This is a genomic window from Phenylobacterium sp. VNQ135 (assembly GCF_049445735.1).
GTDB lineage: Bacteria > Pseudomonadota > Alphaproteobacteria > Caulobacterales > Caulobacteraceae > Phenylobacterium.
The window spans coordinates 541885-562145 of record NZ_JBMSDS010000003.1 but is presented as its reverse complement, the minus strand read 5'-3'; the positions used below and the strand labels follow the sequence as shown (position 1 = coordinate 562145).

The 20261-nt window shown below is 67.3% G+C and carries 19 protein-coding genes and 2 tRNA genes; 2 read left to right on the top strand and 19 right to left on the bottom strand.

Annotation, left to right across the window (positions count from 1 at the left end):
• Nucleotides 1-7: 7 nt before the first annotated feature.
• From ACO2Q0_RS13925 to ACO2Q0_RS13880, 10 genes are read right to left on the bottom strand one after another with little or no spacing between them, the layout of a single operon-like run.
• Nucleotides 8-208 carry a hypothetical protein gene (locus tag ACO2Q0_RS13925; RefSeq protein ID WP_423352102.1) on the bottom strand — a complete coding sequence of 67 codons (201 nt, stop codon included), beginning with the start codon at nucleotides 206-208 and terminating at the stop codon, nucleotides 8-10.
• Complete coding sequence (gene nuoH / locus ACO2Q0_RS13920; RefSeq protein ID WP_423352101.1) at nucleotides 205-1293, bottom strand: NADH-quinone oxidoreductase subunit NuoH; 1089 nt, start codon at nucleotides 1291-1293, stop codon at nucleotides 205-207. The genes ACO2Q0_RS13925 and nuoH overlap by 4 nt, the downstream gene beginning before the upstream one ends.
• 3 nt (nucleotides 1294-1296) lie before the next feature.
• The gene (nuoG, locus tag ACO2Q0_RS13915; RefSeq protein WP_423352100.1) at nucleotides 1297-3336 is read right to left on the bottom strand and encodes an NADH-quinone oxidoreductase subunit NuoG; all 2040 of its coding nucleotides are present in this window, start codon (nucleotides 3334-3336) and stop codon (nucleotides 1297-1299) included.
• Nucleotides 3337-3342: 6 nt separating this feature from the next.
• Nucleotides 3343-4656 (bottom strand): NADH-quinone oxidoreductase subunit NuoF, encoded by a 1314-nt coding sequence (gene nuoF / locus ACO2Q0_RS13910; RefSeq protein ID WP_423352099.1) that lies wholly within the window; start codon nucleotides 4654-4656, stop codon nucleotides 3343-3345.
• Entirely contained in the window at nucleotides 4656-5318 is a 663-nt protein-coding gene (nuoE, locus tag ACO2Q0_RS13905; protein WP_423352098.1) for an NADH-quinone oxidoreductase subunit NuoE, read from the bottom strand. Before nuoE ends, nuoF begins: the two co-directional genes overlap by 1 nt.
• Nucleotides 5319-5328: 10 nt before the next feature.
• Nucleotides 5329-5676, bottom strand: coding sequence for a nuclear transport factor 2 family protein (locus tag ACO2Q0_RS13900; protein WP_423352097.1), 348 nt, complete (start codon nucleotides 5674-5676; stop codon nucleotides 5329-5331).
• The gene (locus ACO2Q0_RS13895) at nucleotides 5673-6908 is read right to left on the bottom strand and encodes an NADH-quinone oxidoreductase subunit D (protein WP_423352096.1); all 1236 of its coding nucleotides are present in this window, start codon (nucleotides 6906-6908) and stop codon (nucleotides 5673-5675) included. The genes ACO2Q0_RS13900 and ACO2Q0_RS13895 overlap by 4 nt, the downstream gene beginning before the upstream one ends.
• Complete coding sequence (locus ACO2Q0_RS13890; RefSeq protein ID WP_423352095.1) at nucleotides 6905-7537, bottom strand: NADH-quinone oxidoreductase subunit C; 633 nt, start codon at nucleotides 7535-7537, stop codon at nucleotides 6905-6907. The genes ACO2Q0_RS13895 and ACO2Q0_RS13890 overlap by 4 nt, the downstream gene beginning before the upstream one ends.
• Complete coding sequence (locus ACO2Q0_RS13885; RefSeq protein ID WP_409637205.1) at nucleotides 7534-8115, bottom strand: NuoB/complex I 20 kDa subunit family protein; 582 nt, start codon at nucleotides 8113-8115, stop codon at nucleotides 7534-7536. The genes ACO2Q0_RS13890 and ACO2Q0_RS13885 overlap by 4 nt, the downstream gene beginning before the upstream one ends.
• On the bottom strand, nucleotides 8085-8462 hold the full coding sequence (locus ACO2Q0_RS13880) for an NADH-quinone oxidoreductase subunit A (RefSeq protein WP_423352094.1): 378 nt from the start codon (nucleotides 8460-8462) through the stop codon (nucleotides 8085-8087). The genes ACO2Q0_RS13885 and ACO2Q0_RS13880 overlap by 31 nt, the downstream gene beginning before the upstream one ends.
• Nucleotides 8463-8653: 191 nt before the next feature.
• Here ACO2Q0_RS13880 and ACO2Q0_RS13875 point away from each other — a divergent pair.
• Nucleotides 8654-8730 (top strand) — tRNA-Asp (locus tag ACO2Q0_RS13875).
• A gap of 35 nt (nucleotides 8731-8765) precedes the next feature.
• On the opposite strand, the gene ACO2Q0_RS13870 is transcribed toward ACO2Q0_RS13875, so the two are convergent.
• The 9 genes from ACO2Q0_RS13870 to clpX form a co-directional block, all read right to left on the bottom strand.
• Nucleotides 8766-9548, bottom strand: a complete 783-nt coding sequence (locus tag ACO2Q0_RS13870) for an MliC family protein (RefSeq protein WP_423352093.1) — start codon at nucleotides 9546-9548, stop codon at nucleotides 8766-8768.
• 19 nt (nucleotides 9549-9567) lie between these two features.
• Nucleotides 9568-11490, bottom strand: coding sequence for an NAD(P)-binding domain-containing protein (locus tag ACO2Q0_RS13865; protein WP_423352092.1), 1923 nt, complete (start codon nucleotides 11488-11490; stop codon nucleotides 9568-9570).
• 80 nt (nucleotides 11491-11570) lie between these two features.
• A complete protein-coding gene (locus ACO2Q0_RS13860; protein WP_423352091.1) occupies nucleotides 11571-12488 on the bottom strand; it encodes an aldo/keto reductase in 918 nt (305 codons plus the stop codon).
• A 24-nt stretch (nucleotides 12489-12512) separates the two neighbouring features.
• A tRNA-Val gene (locus ACO2Q0_RS13855) sits at nucleotides 12513-12589 on the bottom strand.
• A 14-nt stretch (nucleotides 12590-12603) separates the two neighbouring features.
• Nucleotides 12604-14007, bottom strand: coding sequence for a peptide MFS transporter (locus tag ACO2Q0_RS13850; RefSeq protein ID WP_423352090.1), 1404 nt, complete (start codon nucleotides 14005-14007; stop codon nucleotides 12604-12606).
• Between the two features lie 28 nt (nucleotides 14008-14035).
• The gene (locus ACO2Q0_RS13845; RefSeq protein ID WP_423352089.1) at nucleotides 14036-14608 is read right to left on the bottom strand and encodes a TMEM165/GDT1 family protein; all 573 of its coding nucleotides are present in this window, start codon (nucleotides 14606-14608) and stop codon (nucleotides 14036-14038) included.
• Nucleotides 14609-14895: 287 nt separating this feature from the next.
• A complete protein-coding gene (locus ACO2Q0_RS13840) occupies nucleotides 14896-15171 on the bottom strand; it encodes an HU family DNA-binding protein (protein ID WP_423352088.1) in 276 nt (91 codons plus the stop codon).
• A 176-nt stretch (nucleotides 15172-15347) separates the two neighbouring features.
• The gene (gene lon, locus ACO2Q0_RS13835) at nucleotides 15348-17750 is read right to left on the bottom strand and encodes an endopeptidase La (RefSeq protein ID WP_423352087.1); all 2403 of its coding nucleotides are present in this window, start codon (nucleotides 17748-17750) and stop codon (nucleotides 15348-15350) included.
• 357 nt (nucleotides 17751-18107) lie between these two features.
• Nucleotides 18108-19370, bottom strand: a complete 1263-nt coding sequence (clpX, locus tag ACO2Q0_RS13830) for an ATP-dependent Clp protease ATP-binding subunit ClpX (protein ID WP_423352086.1) — start codon at nucleotides 19368-19370, stop codon at nucleotides 18108-18110.
• 237 nt (nucleotides 19371-19607) lie between these two features.
• On the opposite strand from clpX, the gene ACO2Q0_RS13825 reads away from it, so the two are divergent.
• The gene (locus ACO2Q0_RS13825; RefSeq protein ID WP_423352085.1) at nucleotides 19608-20234 is read left to right on the top strand and encodes an HAD family hydrolase; all 627 of its coding nucleotides are present in this window, start codon (nucleotides 19608-19610) and stop codon (nucleotides 20232-20234) included.
• Nucleotides 20235-20261: the final 27 nt, after the last annotated feature.

Below are 20261 nucleotides of genomic sequence, written 5' to 3'. Positions count from 1 at the left end.
TTACGTCTCAGTCCTTCTGGCAGGTCCAGTGGTCCAGCCGCCTGGCGTTCCCACCGTCCCTCAGCTTCAGTTTCTCGCCCTTGGCGGCGCAGGCCTGCTGCGCGTCGCGGAGGGCGTCGTAGGTCGCAAGACCCTCGTCGCGGTACGCCGGCGCGCTCGCGCAGCCGGAGAGCGCCACGAGCGCCAGGATGATGGTCGCCGTCCTCACGCGCCCATCGCTGGCCGCAGCACGAACAGCGCCCAGCCCGAGATGAAGAAGATCGCGATCAGCGAGAACGGCAGGAACACCTTCCACCCCAGCCGCATCAGCTGGTCGTAGCGGTAGCGGGGCACGATCGCCTTCGCCATCGAGACGAGGAAGAAGAAGAAGATGACCTTCAGGAAGAACCACATGAAGTAGAAGAAGCTGGCCGCCGTCGGATGCCATGCGTCCGTGAACGGCGTCGGGAACGGCGCGGTCCAGCCCCCGAAGAACAGGATCGTCGTCATCGCGCAGATCAGCACGATGTTCGCGTACTCGCCGATCTGGAACAGCAGGTAGGGCGTCGACGAGTATTCCACGGCGTAGCCGGCCACGAGTTCGGACTCGGCTTCCGGCAGGTCGAACGGCGGACGGTTCGTCTCGGCGAGGCCCGAGATGAAGAAGATCACCGCCAGCGGGATCATGAAGATCAGCAGCGGCAGCTTCTCGAGGCCGCCCGGGCCGCCGAAGGCGTACCAGTTCCAGAAGCCGCCCTGCTGGCTGGCCACGATCCCCTGAAGGTTCATGGTGCCGGCGAGCACGATCACGGCCACGATGATGAAGCCGATCGAGACCTCGTAGGAGACCATCTGCGCCGCCGACCGCAGCGACCCCAGGAACGGGTACTTCGAGTTCGAAGCCCAACCGCCCATGATGATGCCGTAGACGCCCAGCGAGCTGATGGCGAAGAGGTAGAGGATCCCGACGTTGATGTCGGAGACCACCCAGCCGGGGGCCAGCGGGATCACCGCCCAGGCGGCGAAGCCCAGGGTGAAGGCGATCAGCGGCGCCAGCAGGAAGACCGTCTTGTCCGCGCCGGACGGGACGACGATCTCCTTCAGCACGAACTTCAGGAAGTCGGCGAACGACTGCAGCAGGCCGAACGGGCCCACGACGTTCGGACCCTTCCGCATCTGCACGCCCGCCCAGATCTTGCGGTCGGCCAGGAGCAGGAAGGCCAGCGACAGCAGGATCCAGACCATAACGGCCAGGATCTGGCCGATGGTGAGCAGGGTCCAGCCGCCCGGGGTTTCCCAGAAGGAAGTCTGCATGCCCTACTCCGCCGCGATCTTCGTGGCGCCGGCCGCGAGCGCGGCGCATTCGGCCATCGTCACGCTGGCGCGGGCGATGGGGTTGGTCAGGTAGAAGTTCTTCACACCGCTCCAGAACGGGTCTTCCGAGACCTCGCCCTTGGCGCCGAGCCCGCCCAGATCGAACGCCGCCGGCGTCTCCGGCACGTAGTCGATGCGGCCGAAGGTCGGGTGATCGGCGAACAGCTTGGCCCGCAGCTGGTCCAGGCTGTCGTACGGCAGCGTCGTGCCGACGCGCTCGGACAGCGCCCGCAGGATCGCCCAGTCCTCGCGCGCCTCGCCCTTCGGGAAGACGGCGCGGAAGCCGAGCTGCACGCGGCCCTCGGTGTTCACATAGATGCCGTTCTTCTCGGTGTAGGCGGCGCCGGGCAGGATCACGTCGGCGCGGTGCGCGCCGGCGTCGCCGTGCGTGCCCAGATAGACAACGAAGGCGTCGGACTGACTGGCGTCGATCTCGTCGGCGCCCAGCAGGAACAGCACGTCGGCGCCGCCCTTCTGGACCAGCTCGCGCGCCGTCTTGCCGCCGGCCTGCGGCGTGAAGCCGAGGTCCAGGCCGCCCACGCGGCTCGCCGCCGTGTGCAGCACGTTCCAGGTCATGCCGAAGGTCTTGGCCAAGCCGGCCGCCGCCTGCAGCACCGCGGCGCTGTCGGCGCGCGAGAGCGCGCCGCCGCCGACGATGATCGCCGGAGCCTTGGCTTCCTTCAGCGCCTTCACGAAGTCGTTCTTCGACTTCGACAGGCCCGTCAGGCTGGCGGGGCCGGCGCCCAGGTAGTCGTAGTTGTAGGTCAGGTCGGCGGCCTCGCCGATCACGCCCACTCGGAGCGCGCCGGCCAGCCAGCGCTTGCGGAGGCGCGCATTCAGCACCGGAGCCTCGATCCGCGGATTGGCGCCGACGATCAGGATGACGTCGGCCTCCTCGATCCCCATCAGGGTGGAGTTGAACAGCCAGCTCTCGCGCGGACCGGCGCCCAGCACCGAGCCGTCCTGACGGCAGTCCAGGCTGGCGACGCCCAGGCCCCCGAACAGGTCCTTGGCGGCCTTCATGGACTCGACGTCCTGCAGGTCGCCGGCGATGACGCCGATGCGGTCGGCCGAAGCGGCTTTCAGCCTGGCCGCGACCAGGTCCAGGGCCTCGCCCCAGCCGGCGACGCGCAGCTTGCCGTTCTCACGGATGTACGGACGGTCGAGGCGTTGGCGCGACAGGCCGTCGATGGCGTAGCGCGTCTTGTCCGAGATCCACTCCTCGTTCACCGCGTCGTTGATGCGCGGCAGCACGCGCAGCACCGCGGGGCCGCGGCTGTCGACGCGGATCGCCGAGCCCAGCGCGTCCATGATGTCGACGCTCTCGGTCTTCTTCAGCTCCCACGGGCGGTAGTTGAAGGCCCACGGCTTGTGGGTCAGCGCGCCGACCGGGCAGAGGTCGATGACGTTGGCCGACAGTTCCGAGCCTACGGCCTTGTCGAGATACGTCGTGATTTCAACGTCTTCGCCGCGGGAGATGAGACCGATGTCAGGAACGCCGGCCACTTCGGTGATGAAGCGCACGCAGCGGGTGCACTGGATGCACCGGGTCATGACCGTCTTGATCAGCGGACCCATGTACTTCTCTTCGACGGCCCGCTTGTTCTCCTGGTAGCGGCTGTCGTCGCGGCCATAGCCCATGGCCTGGTCCTGCAGGTCGCACTCGCCGCCCTGGTCGCAGATCGGGCAGTCCAGCGGGTGGTTGATGAGCAGGAACTCCATCACCCCGTGGCGGGCCTTCTTCACCATCGGCGTGTCGGTGAAGATCTCCTGGCCTTCCGCCGCCGGCAGGGCGCAGGACGCCTGCGGCTTCGGCGGGCCGGGCTTCACCTCGACCAGGCACATGCGGCAGTTGCCGGCGATCGACAGCCGCTCGTGGTAGCAAAAACGCGGGATCTCCTTGCCGGCGAGCTCGCACACCTGGAGGACGTTCATCCCCGGCTCGAACTCGACCTCGACCCCGTCGACCTTGGCGATAGGCATTCCGGACTACTCCGCCGCGATGGACGCGCCGGCGTACGAGCCTTTGCGCGCGCGGTAGTTGTTGATCCGCTCCTCCACCTCGTGGCGGAAGTGACGGAAGAGGCCCTGGATCGGCCACGCGGCCGCATCACCCAGGCCGCAGATCGTGTGGCCTTCGACTTGGCTGGCGACGTCCAGCAGCAGGTCGATCTCGGACATCTCGGCTTCGCCGGTGACCATCCGTTCCATGACCCGCCACATCCAGCCGGTGCCTTCGCGGCACGGCGTGCACTGGCCGCAGCTCTCGTGCTTGTAGAAGTAGCTGGCGCGGGCGATCGCCTTCACCAGGTCCGCGTCCTTGTCGAACACGATCATGGTGCCGGTGCCGAGGCCCGACCCGCGGGCCTGCAGGTCCTCGTAGGTCATCACGGCTTCCTCGGCCTCGTGGGCCGGGATCATGCGAACCGAGATGCCGCCCGGGATGACCGCCTTCAGGTTGCCCCAGCCGCCGCGGACGCCGCCGAAGTGCTCCTCGATCAGCTGCTTCACCGAAATGCCCACGGCGTCTTCCACGACGCAGGGCTTGTTCAGGTGGCCCGAGCCCGCGAACAGCTTGGTGCCCGTCGACTTCTCGGTGCCGAAGCCCGCGAACCAGTCGGCGCCGCGGCGCAGGATCGTGCCGACGACCGAGATGGACTCGACGTTGTTGATGGTGGTGGGCGCGCCCCAGATGCCGGCGCCGGCCGGGAACGGCGGCTTCAGGCGTGGCTGGCCCTTCTTGCCTTCCAGGCTCTCCATCAGGGCGGTCTCGTCGCCGCAGATGTAGGCGCCGCCGCCGTGTTGGATGCGGACGTCGCAGTCCCAGCCGTGGACGTTGCCCGGGCCGATCAGCTTGGCGTCATAGGCCTGCTGGATCGCCGCCGTCAGGCGCTCGCGCTCATGCACGTACTCGCCGCGGATGTAGATGTAGGCGGTGTGCGCCCGGATCGCCCGGCAGGCGATGAGGCAGCCTTCGATCAGCAGGTGCGGATCGTTGCGCAGGATGTCGCGGTCCTTGCACGCGCCCGGCTCGGACTCGTCGGCATTGACCACGAGGTAGTGGGGCCGATCGCTCTCCTGCTTGGGCATGAAGGTCCACTTCAGCCCGGTCGGGAACCCTGCCCCGCCCCGCCCGCGCAGGCCGGAAGCCTTGATCTGGTCGCAGATCCACTCGGGCGTCTGGGCGATGATGTCCGCCGTCCCGTTCCAGCAGCCGCGCTTCTTCGCACCGTCCAGGCCCCAGTCGTGCAGGCCGTAGAGGTTGGTGAAGATGCGGTCCTTGTCGGCAAGGATGCCCGCCATCACGCCTTCTCCTTCGCCGGCAGGTTCGGGATCTTGATCTTCTTGGCCCGCGAGCCGTCGTACAGGCTGGCGTCGGTCAGGGTCATCGGACCGCCCTCCGGCGCCGAGCCCTGGCGGCCGATGGCCGACCCGGGCGGCGGCGCCTTGCCGGCCGCGAAGTCGTCCAACAGCTTCTCGAGGCTCTCAGGCGTGAGGTCCTCGTAGTAGTAGTCGTTGATGGCGGCCATCGGCGCGTTGGCGCAGGCGCCCAGGCATTCGACTTCCTGCCAGTAGAACTTGCCGTCGGCCGAGCGGTGGTTCTGCGCGCCGATGCGGCGTTTGCAGACCTCCATCAGCGCTTCGGAGCCACGGGTCTGGCACGGCGTCGTGCCGCAGACCTGCACCAGCGCATGCGTGCCCACCGGCTCGAGCATGAACATGGTGTAGAAGGTCGCCACCTCCAGCACGCGGATCACCGGCATGCCGAGCAGTTCGGCCACCGCGCGGATCGCGGGCTCGGAGACCCAGCCTTCCTGCTTCTGCACCAGCCACAGCACCGGCACCACGGCCGACTGCTGCTTGCCCGCGGGGAAGTTGGCCATCCACGCCTGAGCCTTCTTCAGCGTCTCAGGGCTGAAGGCGAAGCTTTCGGGCTGGATCGGCGATAGACGACGGACGCTCAAGGTCGCGGCCTCACTTCACGAAGTCGACGCGGGCGATCTTGCCGCCGGCGAGGGTGTAGATCGGGGCGACGTCGAAGGTCTCGCCGCCCGGCGAGCGCGTGACGAACTCGTGGTCGATCACGTTCGAGCCCACCACGATCCGGTTCTTCAGCTCGGCCTTGTTCTGCGGGAACTCGGCGAAGAGCTTGGCGTGGCGCTCGCGGATGGCCGCCAGCCCCTGGGCGGTGACCGCGCCGCCATACCCGGCGAGCACCGCGTCGTCCGCATAGAAGGCGCAGAAGGCGTCGAGATCCTGGGCGTTGTAGGCGTCCAGTTGGCCTTGCACGATGTCGGCCGGGTTCAGGGCGGCGGCCGTCACCGGTCGATCTCCCCGAACACGATGTCGAGCGAGCCCAGGATGGCCGACACGTCTGCCAGCATGTGGCCGCGGTTCATCCAGTCCATCGCCTGCAGGTGCGGATAGCCCGGGGCGCGGATCTTGGCGCGGTACGGCTTGTTGGTGCCGTTGCTGACCAGATAGATGCCGAACTCGCCCTTCGGCGCCTCGACGCAGGCGTAAACGTCGCCCGGCGGCGTGCGATAGCCTTCGGTGTAGAGCTTGAAGTGGTGGATGAGCGCCTCCATCGAGCGCTTCATCTCGCCCCGCCGCGGCGGAGCCACCTTGTTGTCGTCGACCAGCACCGGGCCCGTCGTCTTCAGGAGCCGGTCGCAGCACTGCTTCATGATCTTGGTCGACTCCCGCATCTCCTGCATGCGGCAGAGATAGCGGTCGTAGCAGTCGCCGTTCACGCCGAGCGGGATGTCGAACTCCATCTCGGAGTACATCGCGTAGGGCTGGCTGCGGCGCAGGTCCCAGGGAATGCCCGAACCCCGCACCATCACGCCCGAGAAGCCCCAGGCGATCGCCTCGTCCTTGGTGACCACGCCGATGTCGACGTTCCGCTGCTTGAAGATGCGGTTGTCCGTGATCAGGCCCTCGATGTCGTCGAGCACCTTCGGGAAGGCGTCGCACCAGTCCGAGATGTCCCGGACCAGCTCTTCGGGCAGGTCCTGGCGGACGCCGCCGACGCGGTAGTAGTTGGCGTGCAGGCGGGCGCCCGAGGCGCGCTCGTAGAACACCATCAGCTTCTCGCGCTCTTCGAAGCCCCACAGCGGGGGCGTGAGCGCGCCGACGTCCATCGCCTGCGTCGTGACGTTCAGCAGGTGGTTCAGGATGCGGCCGATCTCGTCATACAGCGTGCGGATCAGCAGCGCCCGGACCGGCGGCGTCACGTCCAGCATCTTCTCGATGGCCAGGCAGTACGCATGCTCCTGGTTCATCGGGGCCACGTAGTCCAGGCGATCCATGTAGGGGATCGTCTGGGCGTAAGGCCGGGCTTCCATCAGCTTTTCGGTGCCGCGGTGCAGCAGGCCGATGTGCGGGTCGACCCGCTCCACGACCTCGCCGTCGAGCTCCAGCACGAGGCGCAGCACACCGTGGGCCGCCGGGTGCTGCGGACCGAAGTTGATGTTGAACTTGCGGACCTTGGTTTCCGGCAGGCCCTGCACGTTGGCGTCGTTGGGCGCCGCCTGGATGTTCTGGCCGGTCATGGCTTGGTCTTCTCTTCAGACTTCTCGTCGCCGGGCAGGACGGGCGAGAAGCCGCGCTCCATGCCTTCCCACGGCGAGAGGAAGTCCCAGTTGCGCCATTCCACCGACTTCACGGGCTCATAGACCACCCGCTTCAGCTCGTCGTCGTAGCGGACCTCGACGTAGCCGGTCATCGGGAAGTCCTTCCGCAGCGGATGGCCGTGGAAGCCGTAGTCGGTGAGGATCCGGCGCAGGTCCGGGTGGTTCTCGAAGAACATGCCGTACATGTCGAACGCCTCGCGCTCGTACCAGTCGGCGTTGGGGAACACGCTCACGACCGACGGGACGGCGGTGTCCTCGTCCGTCTGGACCTTCACCCGGATGCGGCGGTTCTTGGTGAACGACAGCAGGTGGTACACCACGTCGAAGCGCCGCTCGCGCTCCGGATAGTCCACGCCGCAGAGGTCGATCAGTTGCTGGAAGGCGTGGCTGTCGCGCAGCAGCGTCAGGGCCTCGACGATGCGGCCCGCGGGCGCCGTCAGCGTGAGCTCGCCGAACGCCACGTCGTAGCTGCCGAAGACGCCGGCGCCGTTGGCGACCAGCGTCTGGCCCAGGGCCTCCAGGTCGGAGTTCGTCGCGGGCCAGCTCATCGCACGATCGTCCCGGTGCGGCGGATCTTCTTCTGGAGCTGCAGCACGCCATAGACGAGCGCCTCGGCGGTCGGCGGGCAGCCTGGGACATAGACGTCCACCGGCACCACGCGGTCGCAGCCGCGGACGGTCGAATAGCTGAAGTAGTAGTAGCCGCCGCCGTTGGCGCACGAGCCCATGGAGATGACGTACCGCGGCTCCGGCATCTGGTCGTAGACCTTGCGCAGGGCGGGAGCCATCTTGTTCACCAGGGTGCCGGCCACGATCATCACGTCCGACTGGCGCGGGCTGGCCCGCGGCGCGAAACCGTAGCGCTCGAGGTCGTAGCGCGGCATGGACGCCTGCATCATCTCGACCGCGCAGCAGGCGAGACCGAAGGTCATCCACATCAGCGAGCCGGTGCGGGCCCAGGTGATCAGGTCGTCGGCGGCGGCGGTGACGAAGCCCTTGTCCGCCAGGCGCTGCGACACGCCGTCGAAGTACGGGTCGTGCAGCTTGGGATCATAGCCTTCGACGGTCGTGCGACCGGCGGAGCCCGCGGGAACGATCACTCCCATTCCAGGGCGCCTTTCTTCCATTCGTAGATGAAGCCCACCGTGAGGACGCCCAGGAAGGTCATCATCGACCAGAAGGCGAACTGCGCCACGTCAGGCGGCAGCTTCATCAGGGAGACGGCCCACGGAAACAGGAAGGCCACTTCCAGGTCGAAGATGATGAACAGGATCGAGACGAGGTAGAACCGGACGTCGAACTTCATCCGCGCGTCATCGAATGCGTTGAATCCGCACTCGTAGGACGACAGCTTTTCCGGGTCCGGCGCCTTGGGGGCGAAGATGGCCGCGGCGAGAATGAAGGCGATACCCAGCGCCGCCGCGATCCCGATGAAGATCACGATGGGCAGGTACTCGGATAGGAACGCGTTCATGGAGTCCTCGGGAGGAGTCGGGCGCCCTTCTAGACCACCCGTCCCGGGGTTTCAAACGGCCCGACGCAGTTGCGAAACGGTCGCAATCAACCGGCGTTCGCCAGGGCAAATTCGCCGCGCCCACAGACTCTCGTTGACACGATTCCGGCACGCCCATATGAGAGCCGCCTCGCACGGCCCACGGGCCTTACGCGGGTGTAGCTCAGTTGGTTAGAGCGCCGGCCTGTCACGCCGGAGGTCGCGGGTTCGAGCCCCGTCACTCGCGCCACTTCCCCTCGGAAGCCGGCGAGATTCCCAAGATCGCTACTTCAGCTCGATACGCTCGATGCGCCATTGGCGCTGTTCGGTCGTGGAGCCCGGAACGTCGTTCACGCGGCGCAGCACCACCCTGCCCGACTGGTGCACTTCCTGGCCGGTCTTGAGTCGGCCGTAGATCACCACCGGCGTCTCGACGAACAGCGATCCCGCGGCGCCCTCGATCTGGCCCGGCGCGCCGACCTGGGCGTGGTAGCTGGAATACCGACTCACGTCCGGCGGCGCTGCATTGCGCATCAGCTTCGCCGCCTCGTCCACCTTCCCCGCCTCGAGATAGGCGTAGAACGTCTGCACGACGTTGGCGGCGCCCTGGGCGCTCTCCGGCGTGAACGGCGCTTCCGAGACCGGGGTGCGGTCATCCGGCAGGCCGCCCGGCGTTCCCGGCTCGGGCGGCTCGACGGCCGGCGCCTCGCCGGACCAGCAGCGCACCGGCTTGGCGCTGGCCACCTCCTCGCCTGGCTTCAGACTGGCGAGCATCGCGTCGGGCCCCTTGGTCCACCACTGGAGACCGTAGCCGACATAGCGCGCGCCGCTGCCGGAGACGGCGATCTTCAGCGGATAAGGGCGGCCGTCGACCTTCACCATCGCCGTCTGGGCGTCGGGATAGCCGGCCTCGATCCGCCGGCCGTCCTCACAGGTGTAGAGCGTCACCTTCGGGTCGGCGTTCACCGCCGTCGACGCCGGGGGCGCCGCGGCTGGCGCTGCCGCCGGCTCGGCCGGGCGCTGGCAGGCGGCGAGCGCTGCGGCGCAGGTCAGGACAAGAACGCGCATGCGGCCTCCCGGCTGAGGATCAGGCCACCGCCTCTGGGGCCTTCTCGAGGACATAGTCCTCCGGGTTTGGCGCGAGTGTGGCCCGCCAGTAGTCGATAAGGCCGAAGGGCCAGTTCTGGCTCACCCGGCCAAGGGCGTTCTTGTACCAGCTCGACACGTGCGGCGAGCCCCAGGCCCAGCCCTGGTTCGCCTCGTCGACCTTGGCGTTGAAGGCGTCATGAACGCTCTTCTTCGGCTCCATGGCCGCAGCGCCCGTCTCGGCCAGCAGCCGCAGGCAGCCCACGATGTAGCGAACCGCGCACTCCGAGAAGAAGATGATCGAGCCGTTCACGACGATGTTCGTGTTGGGCCCATAGGTCAGGAAGAGGTTCGGGAAGCCCGGGATCGTCACGCCGAGATAGGCGCGGGCGTCGCCGCCCCACACGTCGTGCAGCTCGCGGCCGCCCTTCCCCTTCACCTTCAGGAACGAGAGGAAGTTCGAGGCCTGGAAGCCCGTGCCGTAGATCAGGACGTCCACCTCGTGCAGCGTCCCGTCGGCGGTGACGACGCCCTTCGGGTCGATCCGGGCGAGCTTCTCGGTGATCAGCTCCACGTTGGGCCGCTTCAGCGCCGCGAGCCACACGCCGTTGTCCAGAACCGCGCGCTTGCCGCCGATGGGATACTCGGGGATCACCTTGGGCAGCAGGTCCGGCCGATCGGCGACCTGCGCCGCCAGCGACTGCTCGCACATCTCGCGCAGCATGGCGTTCTCGGGCCCCACGGCGCGCGGCCCGCCGCTCCACGCGGGGTCGGATTTCACCATCGGCAGGAAGCCGTCGGTGACCATCCAGAACAGCCAGAAGCGGTACCACTTGTCGTAATAGGGCACGTGCTCCAGCAGCCACTTCATGCCCCCGGGCACGTCCTCGTGATAGTGCGGCACCGGCAGGCCCCACGGCGGCGTGCGCTGGAAGACCTTCAGCTGTCCCACCTTTGGCGCGATTTCCGGCACAAACTGGTAGGCGGAGGCGCCGGTGCCGATCACCGCGACGCGCTTGCCGGTCAGGTCGACGTCGTGACGCCACTCCGCCGAGTGGAAGGCCGGGCCCTCGAAGCTGCCGAGGCCTTCGATGTCCGGGAACTTCGGCCTGTTGAGCTGGCCCACGGCGCTGATGACGGCGTTGGCCTCCACCGTCTCGATCCGGCCGTCCTTGCCGCGCAGGCGAGCGCGCCACACGGCGCGTCCCTCGTCCCAGGCGATCTCCTCGACGAAGGTCTCGAAGCGGATGTGCTTCCGAAGGTCGTACTTCTCGGCGATGCCGCGGAAGTAGCTCAGCAGCACCGGCTGGGTGGAGAAGTGCTGGGGCCAGTGGTGGTTGGGCTCGAAGGAGTAGCTGTACATGTGGTTCGAGTTGTCCACCCGGCAGCCCGGGTAGGTGTTCTCGAACCAGGTGCCGCCCACGTCGGCGTTCTTGTCGACGATCTCGAAGGGGACGCCGGCCTGGCTGAGCCGGATGCCGGCCAGCAGGCCCGACATGCCCGCCCCGATCACCAGCACGTGCAGCCTTCGCGCGGCTTCCTTGAGCTTCGGCTGCTCGAACTGCGGGTCCTTGGACGACTTGCCGGCCAGCGCCAGTTCGTCGGTGAGGAAGTCGGCGTAGCCCTCGGGGATCTGCGCGCCCGCGACATAGTCGATCATCCGCCGCAGGGTGGCCCCATCCGGCTCGCGGAGCTGCACGGACTTGCCGTCCAAGTGCGCCTGGATCGCCGCCTTGGCGGCCTCGCGCATCCGGCTCTGCTCCTCTTCGGAGACGCCGATGTCGTCGCGCGCCATCGGGTTGTAGGTCGGCGCCCATTCAGGCCTGACCCAGCTGGTGTCGCCAGTCAGATGCACCAGCGCCGCCATCAGCGCCGGCAGGTGGGCGTCCTTGAGGATCTCATCGAGGTCCGGACCTGCGACCATGTTCCTACCCAGCAGTTATCGTTGTTCTTCTGGGCGGAGCATGACTCCCGCGCTCGGGCGGCGGAAGCCCTCACCCCACGTCAGGATGCTGCTTGGGCGTCGCGGATCCGCGCCATCAGCGCGTCCGGAACCCGCAATTCCGACGCCTCGGCGTTCTCCACCAGGTGGGCCATCCGTGTCGCGCCGAAGACCGCGCAGCTCACGTCAGGGTTCGCCAGGACATAGCCCAGGGCGGCCTGCGAGCCGGTGACCCCCGACTGTTGATGAAGGAAGCGGAAGCGGGCGCCGCGCGCCAGCTCGTCGCGATGCCGGGCCAGGGCGCGCGCGGCGTACCAGAGGTCCTGCGGCCCCTTGAGGCGGGCGAGCAGCGGCCGCGTGTGTCCCATCGCCAGGGCCATGCCGGCCAGCACGCCCTTCCCGGCCGCGGCCGCGCGGGCGATCAGCGGCTCGCGCTCGGGTCGCAGCACATTGTAGTCGACCATCACCACGTCGAACTGGGGCAGGCCCACCACGTGTTCGATCACGGCGGCGTCGAAGCTGTTGACGCCCAGCGCCTGCACGAGCCCCCTCGCCTTCAGGCTCGTCACCGCGCCCAGCAGCTCGTCGGTCAGCTCGGACACCGCCGGCCCGTGGAGCTGTAGCAGCCCCAGGCTCTCCAACCCGAGGTTCCTCAGGCTGCGTTCGGCGCTGGCGACGACCGCGGCCGGTGAGAAGTCCCGGGCGATCCTCCCGCCGCCGGCGTGATAGGTGCCCGCCTTGCTGGCGATCACCAGCTTGGACAGGTCCCGCCCCTTCAGCGCGCGTCCCAGCCGGGGCTCCGCCTCGCCGGCGGAATAGCTCGCCCCCGTGTCGAAGAACGTGAAGCCGAGGTCGATGGCGGCGTGGACCAGGCCCAGCGCCTGGGCCTCCGGAAAGCGCGGCTTGCCCCACCAGCTCGCGCAGCCGAAGCCCAGCTCCGAGACGGTCAGGCGCGTGCGGCCGAGCGGGCGGTAGTGCATCGATCGCTTCTCTGGCGCGAAGGCTGGTGGGCGGCGAGGGATTCGAACCCCCGACCCTCTCGGTGTAAACGAGATGCTCTAACCAGCTGAGCTAGCCGCCCTCACCTCCGCGCTTCTAGGGCGCCGCCCGCCCGGCTCCAACCGCCTCGTGACTGAGAAGCTTGGCGAAGAACCGGCCGACGATCAGGAAGACCACCCCAGCCGCCGCGGCGATGCCCGCGTGCATCAGCCAGAAGTGGCTGGCCGGCATCTTCTCCAGCAGGGTGCCGAGCACGCCGACCGTCTGATTGCCGGCGACGAGGTGGAGGTAATAGACGCCGATCATCGTGCCCAGCACCGCGGGCGGCGCGGCCCGGGCGTAAAGCGCCAGCGACACCGGCAGCATGTTGGCGAAGGCGGCGCTGTTGAAGATCTCGAAGGCGATCAGCCACCAGAGGCTCACCTTGGTCCCCGCCGCGGCGGCTACGGCCGCACCGGCGGCCAGCGAGAGCGCGCCGAGCACCGAGATGAACGTGCCGATCGTCAGCTTGCCGATCTCGTCCGGCTCCTTGAAGCGCTTGGCCCAGAGGCGCCAGAACACCACCATCCCGGCCAGGAACGAGACCGACACGATGCTGTCGAGCGTGATCAGCCAGGTGGTCGGCAGCTTCTGGCCGAAGAAGGTCATGTCGACGCTGGTGTCCGCCCAGACCAGGTAGGCGTTGAAGATCTGCTGGTTCACCAGCACCGACGACGCAAGCACGGGAATAAGCGCCACGAGCACGGCGATCGTCCGCCAGTCGTGGGCCGAGAGCTTGGGCTTCTCGACGTCCTTGGCCTTCCTGAGCGGCGGATCTGGCGGCAGATGCCGCCGGCCCCACAGGTAGATGGCGAGGGCGATCAGCATGCCGACGCCAGCAGCGCCGAAGCCGTAGTGCCAGCCCACGCCCTCGCCCAGCGTGCCTGCGATCAGCGGAGCTGCGATCACGCCAGCGTTGATGCCCAGGTAGAAGATCTGGAAGGCGTCCGCTCGCCGCAGATCGCCTTCCGCATAGAGGCCGCCCACCTGGCCGGCGATGTTGCCCTTGAAGCAGCCTGTGCCCAGCACAAGGCAGAGCAGCGCCAGCAGGAACGAGACGTCGAAGGCCATGAGGAAGTGGCCCAGCGACATCAGCAGCGCGCCGACGATGATCGTGCGGGTCCGCCCCAGCAGGCGGTCGGCGATGAAGCCGCCGAAGATCGGCGTCAGGTAGACGAGGCTGGTGTAGAGGCCGAAGATGGTCGAGGCGACCGCCTGGGTCGAGGCGTCGCCCGGCAGCCGGTAGATTGCGCCGATCACGCCGCGGAAGCCTTCGAAGCCCGCGATCTGGTCCACATGCGGCGAGAGCAGCAGTTGCTTGGTCATGTAGAGGACCAGCAGCGACTGCATGCCGTAGTAGGAGAACCGTTCCCAGGCCTCGGAGAAGGCGAGATATGCCAGCGCCTTCGGATGGCCGAGGAAGGCCTTGTCGCCATCTCGGGCGATCGCGTCAGCGGTCATCCAGGTTCCTCCCCTTGCGGAGCAAGCCCTACCGCGAGCCGGCGAAGACCGCCAGCAGGACCCACAGGCCGATGATCCCGAAGAGGATCGCCGCGCCGATCCGCACGTATTTGAGCGGCACGACCTTGGTGACCGCCTCCCCCAGCAGCACCGCCGGGACGTTGGCGGCCATCATGCCCAGGGTCGTCCCCGCCGTGACGAGGGCGACGTTCTGGAACCGGGCGCCCAGCAGGGTCGTGGCGATCTGGGTCTTGTCGCCGATCTCGACCAGGAAAAAGGCCACGAGCGTGGTGAGGAAGACCCCGCCCATGGTCCGGGCCCCGGCGTCGTCGTCCTCCTTGTCGGGGATCAGCGCCCATAGCGCCATCGCCACGAAGCCCGCGCCCACCAGCCCCTGGAACAGCGGCCCGCTGAGGTACTTCGCGACGACCACGCCAATTGCGGCCGCCGCGGCGTGATTCAGCAGGGTCGCGACGAGGATACCGAGGATGATCGGCAGCGGCTTGCGGAACCGCGCGGCCAGGACGATAGCCAGCAGTTGCGTCTTGTCGCCGATCTCGGCGATGGCGACCACGCCGGTCGAAATGAGCAGGGCTTCCAACGCTTTGACTCCAGGGCGCGGCGCTCGACACGACGATGCCTGGCCCCGCGCGCCCGCGCCGGAACCGCATCGCCGGTCTCGCCAATCCGGACCGTCGAACGGTCCGCCGCCTGCGCCATGCTCCCGCCCGATCCAGGCAAGGGGCAAGTCTGTTGACGCGGGCTCCGCTGTCGCGCGGACGGCTACTCCCCGTGGATGGCCGCGCTCCTAGCGCGATGCCGCTGCGCCCGCAAATGGAAAAGGGCGGCCGCCACCGACAGCCGCCCTCTTCCAAGCCTTTGGACGCCTCAGCTGTTGAGCGTGCTCTTCAGCGCCTCGCCCACGCGGAAGCGGCACGTGGCGCTTGCCGGCCGCCGGACCTGCTCTCCGGTTCGCGGGTTGCGCGCCATACCCGCCGCGCGCTTCACCGGTACGAAACTGCCGAAACCCACCAGCCGCACCTCGCGGCCAGCCTTGAGAGATGTCGAGACCGAGGCGATGAAGGCGTCCAGCGCTTCCTTGGCCTGAGCCTTGTTCAGCCCGGCCCTGTCGGCGATCGCCGAGACGAGTTCGGCCTTCGTCATGTGCAGAGTCTCCCACCCGCTTTTTTTGTGTTTTGGCGGGCTGCAGACGCCCCAACCGCGCCACGCCGCCCCCTAAGCGCGTCATTTAAGGCGCGTCCGAGCTTAACCGTCAAACGAAGCGGCGCGGGATCTCTCCCGCGCCGCCCGCTTGTCACAAGTTTTGATCAGCCGAGCGGCTAGTGCGTGATCACCGCCTCGACATCAGCCGTGTCGGACTCCTCGGCTGCGACTTCCACCGGAGCCGTGTCGTCCCAGTCGATGGGCGTCGGCTGACGGATCAGCGCCTTGGCCAGCACCTGGTCCATCGTCGAGACCGGGATGATCTCCAGGCCCGACTTCACGTTATCCGGGATGTCGGCGAGGTCCTTCTCGTTCTCTTCCGGGATCAGCACCGTCTTCACGCCGGAGCGGAGGGCCGAAAGCAGCTTCTCCTTCAGCCCGCCGATGGCGGTGACCCGCCCCCGAAGCGTGACCTCGCCGGTCATGGCGAGATCGGCGCGGATCGGGATGCCCGTGAGCACCGACACGATGGCCGTGGCCATGGCGGCGCCCGCGGACGGCCCGTCCTTCGGCGTCGCCCCGTCCGGCACGTGGATGTGGACATCGGTCCGCTCGAAGACCGGGGGTTCGATCCCGAACTTCGTCGCCCGGCTGCGGACATAGCTGTTCGCCGCCGAGATCGACTCCTTCATCACGTCCTTCAGGTTGCCGGTGACCGTCATGCGGCCCTTGCCCGGCATCTTGACCGCTTCGATCGTCAGGATGTCGCCGCCGAACTCGGTGTACGCCAGGCCGGTGATGATGCCGACCTGATCCTCCTTGTCCGTCTCGCCGTAGCGGTACTTCTTGACGCCCGCATACTTCTCGAGCCGTTCGGCGTCGATCGTGATCGAGGCGACGTTCTCGCGCGCCAGGTCCCGGACCGTCTTGCGGGCAAGATTGCCCAGCTCGCGCTCCAGGCTCCGGACGCCGGCCTCCCGCGTGTAGTAGCGGATGAGGTCGCGGATCGTCTCCTCCGGCACCACGAACTCTTCCGGCTTCAGGCCGTGGTCCTTGGTCAGCTTGGCCAGGATGTGGCGCTTGGCGATCTCGACCTTCTCATCTTCGGTGTAGCCGGGGATGCGGATGATCTCCATGCGGTCCAGCAGCGGCTGGGGCATGTTGAGCGAGTTCGCCGTGGTGACGAACATCACCGGCGAGAGGTCGTAGTCCACCTCGAGGTAGTGGTCGCCGAAGGTGGTGTTCTGCGACGGGTCCAGCACCTCGAGCAGCGCCGACGAGGGGTCGCCCCGCCAGTCCGCGCCCATCTTGTCGATCTCGTCCAGCAGGAAGAACGCGTTGGTGGTCTTCGCCTTCTTCATCGACTGGATGATCTTGCCGGGCATGGAGCCGATGTAGGTGCGCCGGTGGCCGCGGATCTCGGCCTCGTCACGCACGCCGCCCAGGGACACCCGCACGAACTCGCGCGATGTCGCCTTGGCGATCGACTTGCCGAGCGAGGTCTTGCCGACGCCGGGCGGGCCGACGAGGCACAGGATCGGGCCCTTCAGCGAGCCCACGCGGCTCTGCACCGCCAGGTACTCGAGGATCCTTTCCTTCACCTTCTCCAGACCGTAGTGGTCCTCGTTGAGGATGTCCTCGGCGCGTTGAAGGTCGATGGGCTTCTGCTTGGCCTTGCCCCACGGGATCGACAGCAGCCAGTCCAGGTAGTTCCGGACGACGGTGCTTTCGGCCGACATCGGGCTCATGTTGCGGAGCTTCTTCAGCTCGGCCTCGGCCTTCTGGCGGGCTTCCTTCGAGAGCTTGGTCTTCTTGATCCGCTTTTCGAGCTCGAGCAGTTCGTCGCGATGGTCGTCCTGCTCGCCCAGCTCGCGCTGGATCGCCTTCATCTGCTCGTTCAGATAGTACTCGCGCTGCGTCTTCTCCATCTGACGCTTCACGCGGTTGCGGATCTTCTTCTCGGTCTGCATGACCGAGATCTCGCCCTCCATAAGGGCGTAGACCTTCTCCAGCCGCTTCACGACGTTGAAGACCTCGAGCAGCTGCTGCTTCTCGGCGATCTTCACCGACAGGTGGCCGGCGATGCGGTCCGCCAGTTCCGACGGATTGTCGATCTGCGGAATGGCCGCCAGGGCCTCCGGCGGCACCTTCTTGTTCAGTTTGACGTAGTTTTCGAACTGCTCGATGACCGCGCGGCTCAGCGCCTCGGCCTCGGGCGAATTCGCGCCGTCTTCCTGCACGTAGGCGATTTCCGCCTCATAGTAGTCGCCCTGGCCGGTGAACCGGGTGATGCCGGCGCGCGCACGGCCTTCGACCAGCACCTTCACGGTGCCGTCGGGCAGCTTCAGCAGTTGCAGGATCGTGGCGACGACGCCGACGTCATAGATGGCGTCGGGCGCCGGATCGTCGTCGTCCTTGTCCTTCTGGGTGGCCAGCAGGATCTGCTTGCCCTCCCCGCGCATCGCTTCCTCCAGCGCACGCACGGACTTTTCGCGGCCGACGAACAGGGGAACCGGCTGGTGCGGGAAGACCACGATGTCCCGCAGCGGCAGGATGGGGAGGATCTTAATCTCGGACATGATGCTCTAACTCCTGGCCGGCCCGTTTGGATCGGACCTGGCCTGCCGGATCGCGGTCACTTCAGACGATGCGCCTGAGTCGGACGACCCGTCCGCCGGGCTGCGGCGGTTGTTCGATTGATTTATGTGGACGGTTTCGCGGGGTGTTCAAGCGCCGCAACAACCGTGCGCGACACTCGGCCTCATCGCTGTCCACAGGTTAGCTTTACCGGTGGAGAAGAGGCGAGCTGCGCAAGGATTTGCCTCGGACACACATTCTAGATGGTCCCTGGTCCGCATTTCCGCAATGGGTGGACCCCGATAGCGAAAGGCCCCGCAGTCGCCTGCGGGGCCCCGAGGTTCGGTTTACGCGCGCGCCTAGGCTGCGCCGCCCTTGTCGCGGCGCTCGGCGTAGATGATCAGCGGCTGGGCCCGGCCTTCGATCACCTCGGCGTTGACCACCACTTCCTCGACGCCGTCGTACGTCGGCAGCTCATACATCGTGTCGAGCAGCACGCCTTCCAGGATCGAGCGGAGGCCCCGCGCGCCGGTCTTGCGCTGGATCGCCTTGCGGGCCACGGCCATCAGGGCGTCGTCGGTGAAGGTGAGGCCCACGTTCTCCATCTCGAAGAGGCGGACGTACTGCTTCACGAAGGCGTTCTTCGGCTCGGTGAGGATCTTCACCAGGGCCTTTTCGTCCAGGTCGTCCAGGGTGGCGATCACCGGCAGACGGCCGATGAACTCCGGGATCAGGCCGAAGCGCAGCAGGTCGTCCGGTTCCACCTGGCGGAAGATCTCGCCGGTGCGGCGGTCGTCGGGGTCCGACACCTTGGCGCCGAAGCCGATCGAGGTGCCCTGGCCACGCGCCGAGATGATCTTCTCGAGGCCGGCGAAGGCGCCGCCGCAGATGAAGAGGATGTTGGTCGTGTCGACCTGCAGGAACTCCTGCTGCGGGTGCTTGCGGCCGCCCTGCGGGGGCACCGAGGCGACGGTGCCTTCCATGATCTTCAGCAGCGCCTGCTGGACGCCCTCGCCCGATACGTCGCGGGTGATCGAGGGGTTGTCCGACTTGCGGCTGATCTTGTCGACTTCGTCGATGTAGACGATGCCGCGCTGGGCCCGCTCGACGTTGTAGTCGGCGGCCTGCAGCAGCTTCAGGATGATGTTTTCGACGTCCTCGCCGACGTAGCCGGCCTCGGTCAGCGTCGTGGCGTCGGCCACGGTGAACGGCACGTCAATGATTCGAGCCAGCGTCTGGGCCAGCAGCGTCTTGCCGGTGCCGGTGGGACCGATCAGCAGGATGTTGGCCTTGCCCAGCTCGACGTCGTTGTTCTTCGTCGCGTGGCTGAGGCGCTTGTAGTGGTTGTGCACAGCGACCGAGAGGACCTTCTTGGCGTGGTCCTGGCCGATCACGTAGTCGTCGAGGACTTCGCGGATCTCCTTGGGCGTCGGCACGCCGTCCTTCGACTTCACGAAGGAAATTTTGTGCTCTTCCCGGATGATATCCATGCACAGCTCGACGCATTCATCGCAGATGAACACGGTAGGGCCCGCGATAAGCTTGCGGACTTCATGCTGGCTCTTGCCGCAGAAAGAGCAGTAGAGCGTGCTCTTCGAATCTCCGCTCGCGGCCTTGGTCATGGTCTGGTCTCACTCTCTCGACGACGCCGGCCGGTCGATTGGCCTGCCTCGCACCCCTTGGCGTTGGCGGGGGGCATGTCCGCCGTATCAATGCAGAATACGCGCCGCGGGTTGTCCAAGTCTTGACATTCCCCGATCCGGCCCCGGATCACAAGGGCTCGCTCGCCGGAGCGACAAAACGCGGCGCGACGACCTGTGGATGGGCGCCTCATGCTCTTAGATGGGATTCGCCCGGAAATGGCACAAGAGCCGGCGCCTGCGGCGCAAGCGCCGATCGTAGCGTTCGATTTTGACGGGACGATCACGACCAAGGACAGCTTCACCACCTTCCTGAAGTGGCGGGCGGGTCCTGTCCGCTGGTGGCTCGGCTGCCTGCAGCTCGTCCCCGCCGCCCTCGCCTATCTGGTCCACCGCGACCGTGGCCGGATCAAGGCGGCGGCGGTCAGCGTCTACCTCAGGGGCGTCCCGCACGACCGGCTGCAGGCCGACGCAGACCGCTTCGCCGAGCTGTTCGCAGCCAAGCTGTTCCGTCCCGACGCGCTGGCGACCTGGAGGCGGTGGCAGGAGCGCGGGGCCCGAATGGTGATCGTGACCGCGTCCCCCGACATCGTGGTCTCCCCGTTCGGACACGGCCTGGGCGCCGATCTCGTCCTGGGGACCCAACTCTCCTACGACGCCGAGAACCGCGTGCTGGGCGCGTTTTCGGGTCCCAACTGCCGCGGACCGGAGAAGGTCGTGCGTCTTCACGAGGTCTTCGGCCCCGACCTGCGCCTGGCCGCCGCCTACGGCGACACCTCGGGCGACACCGAGATGCTGGCGATCGCCGACGAGCCCGGATTCAAGGTCTTCACGGCCAAGCCGTAGCGCGGAGGCGTGGGCCGCTCAAAGGCT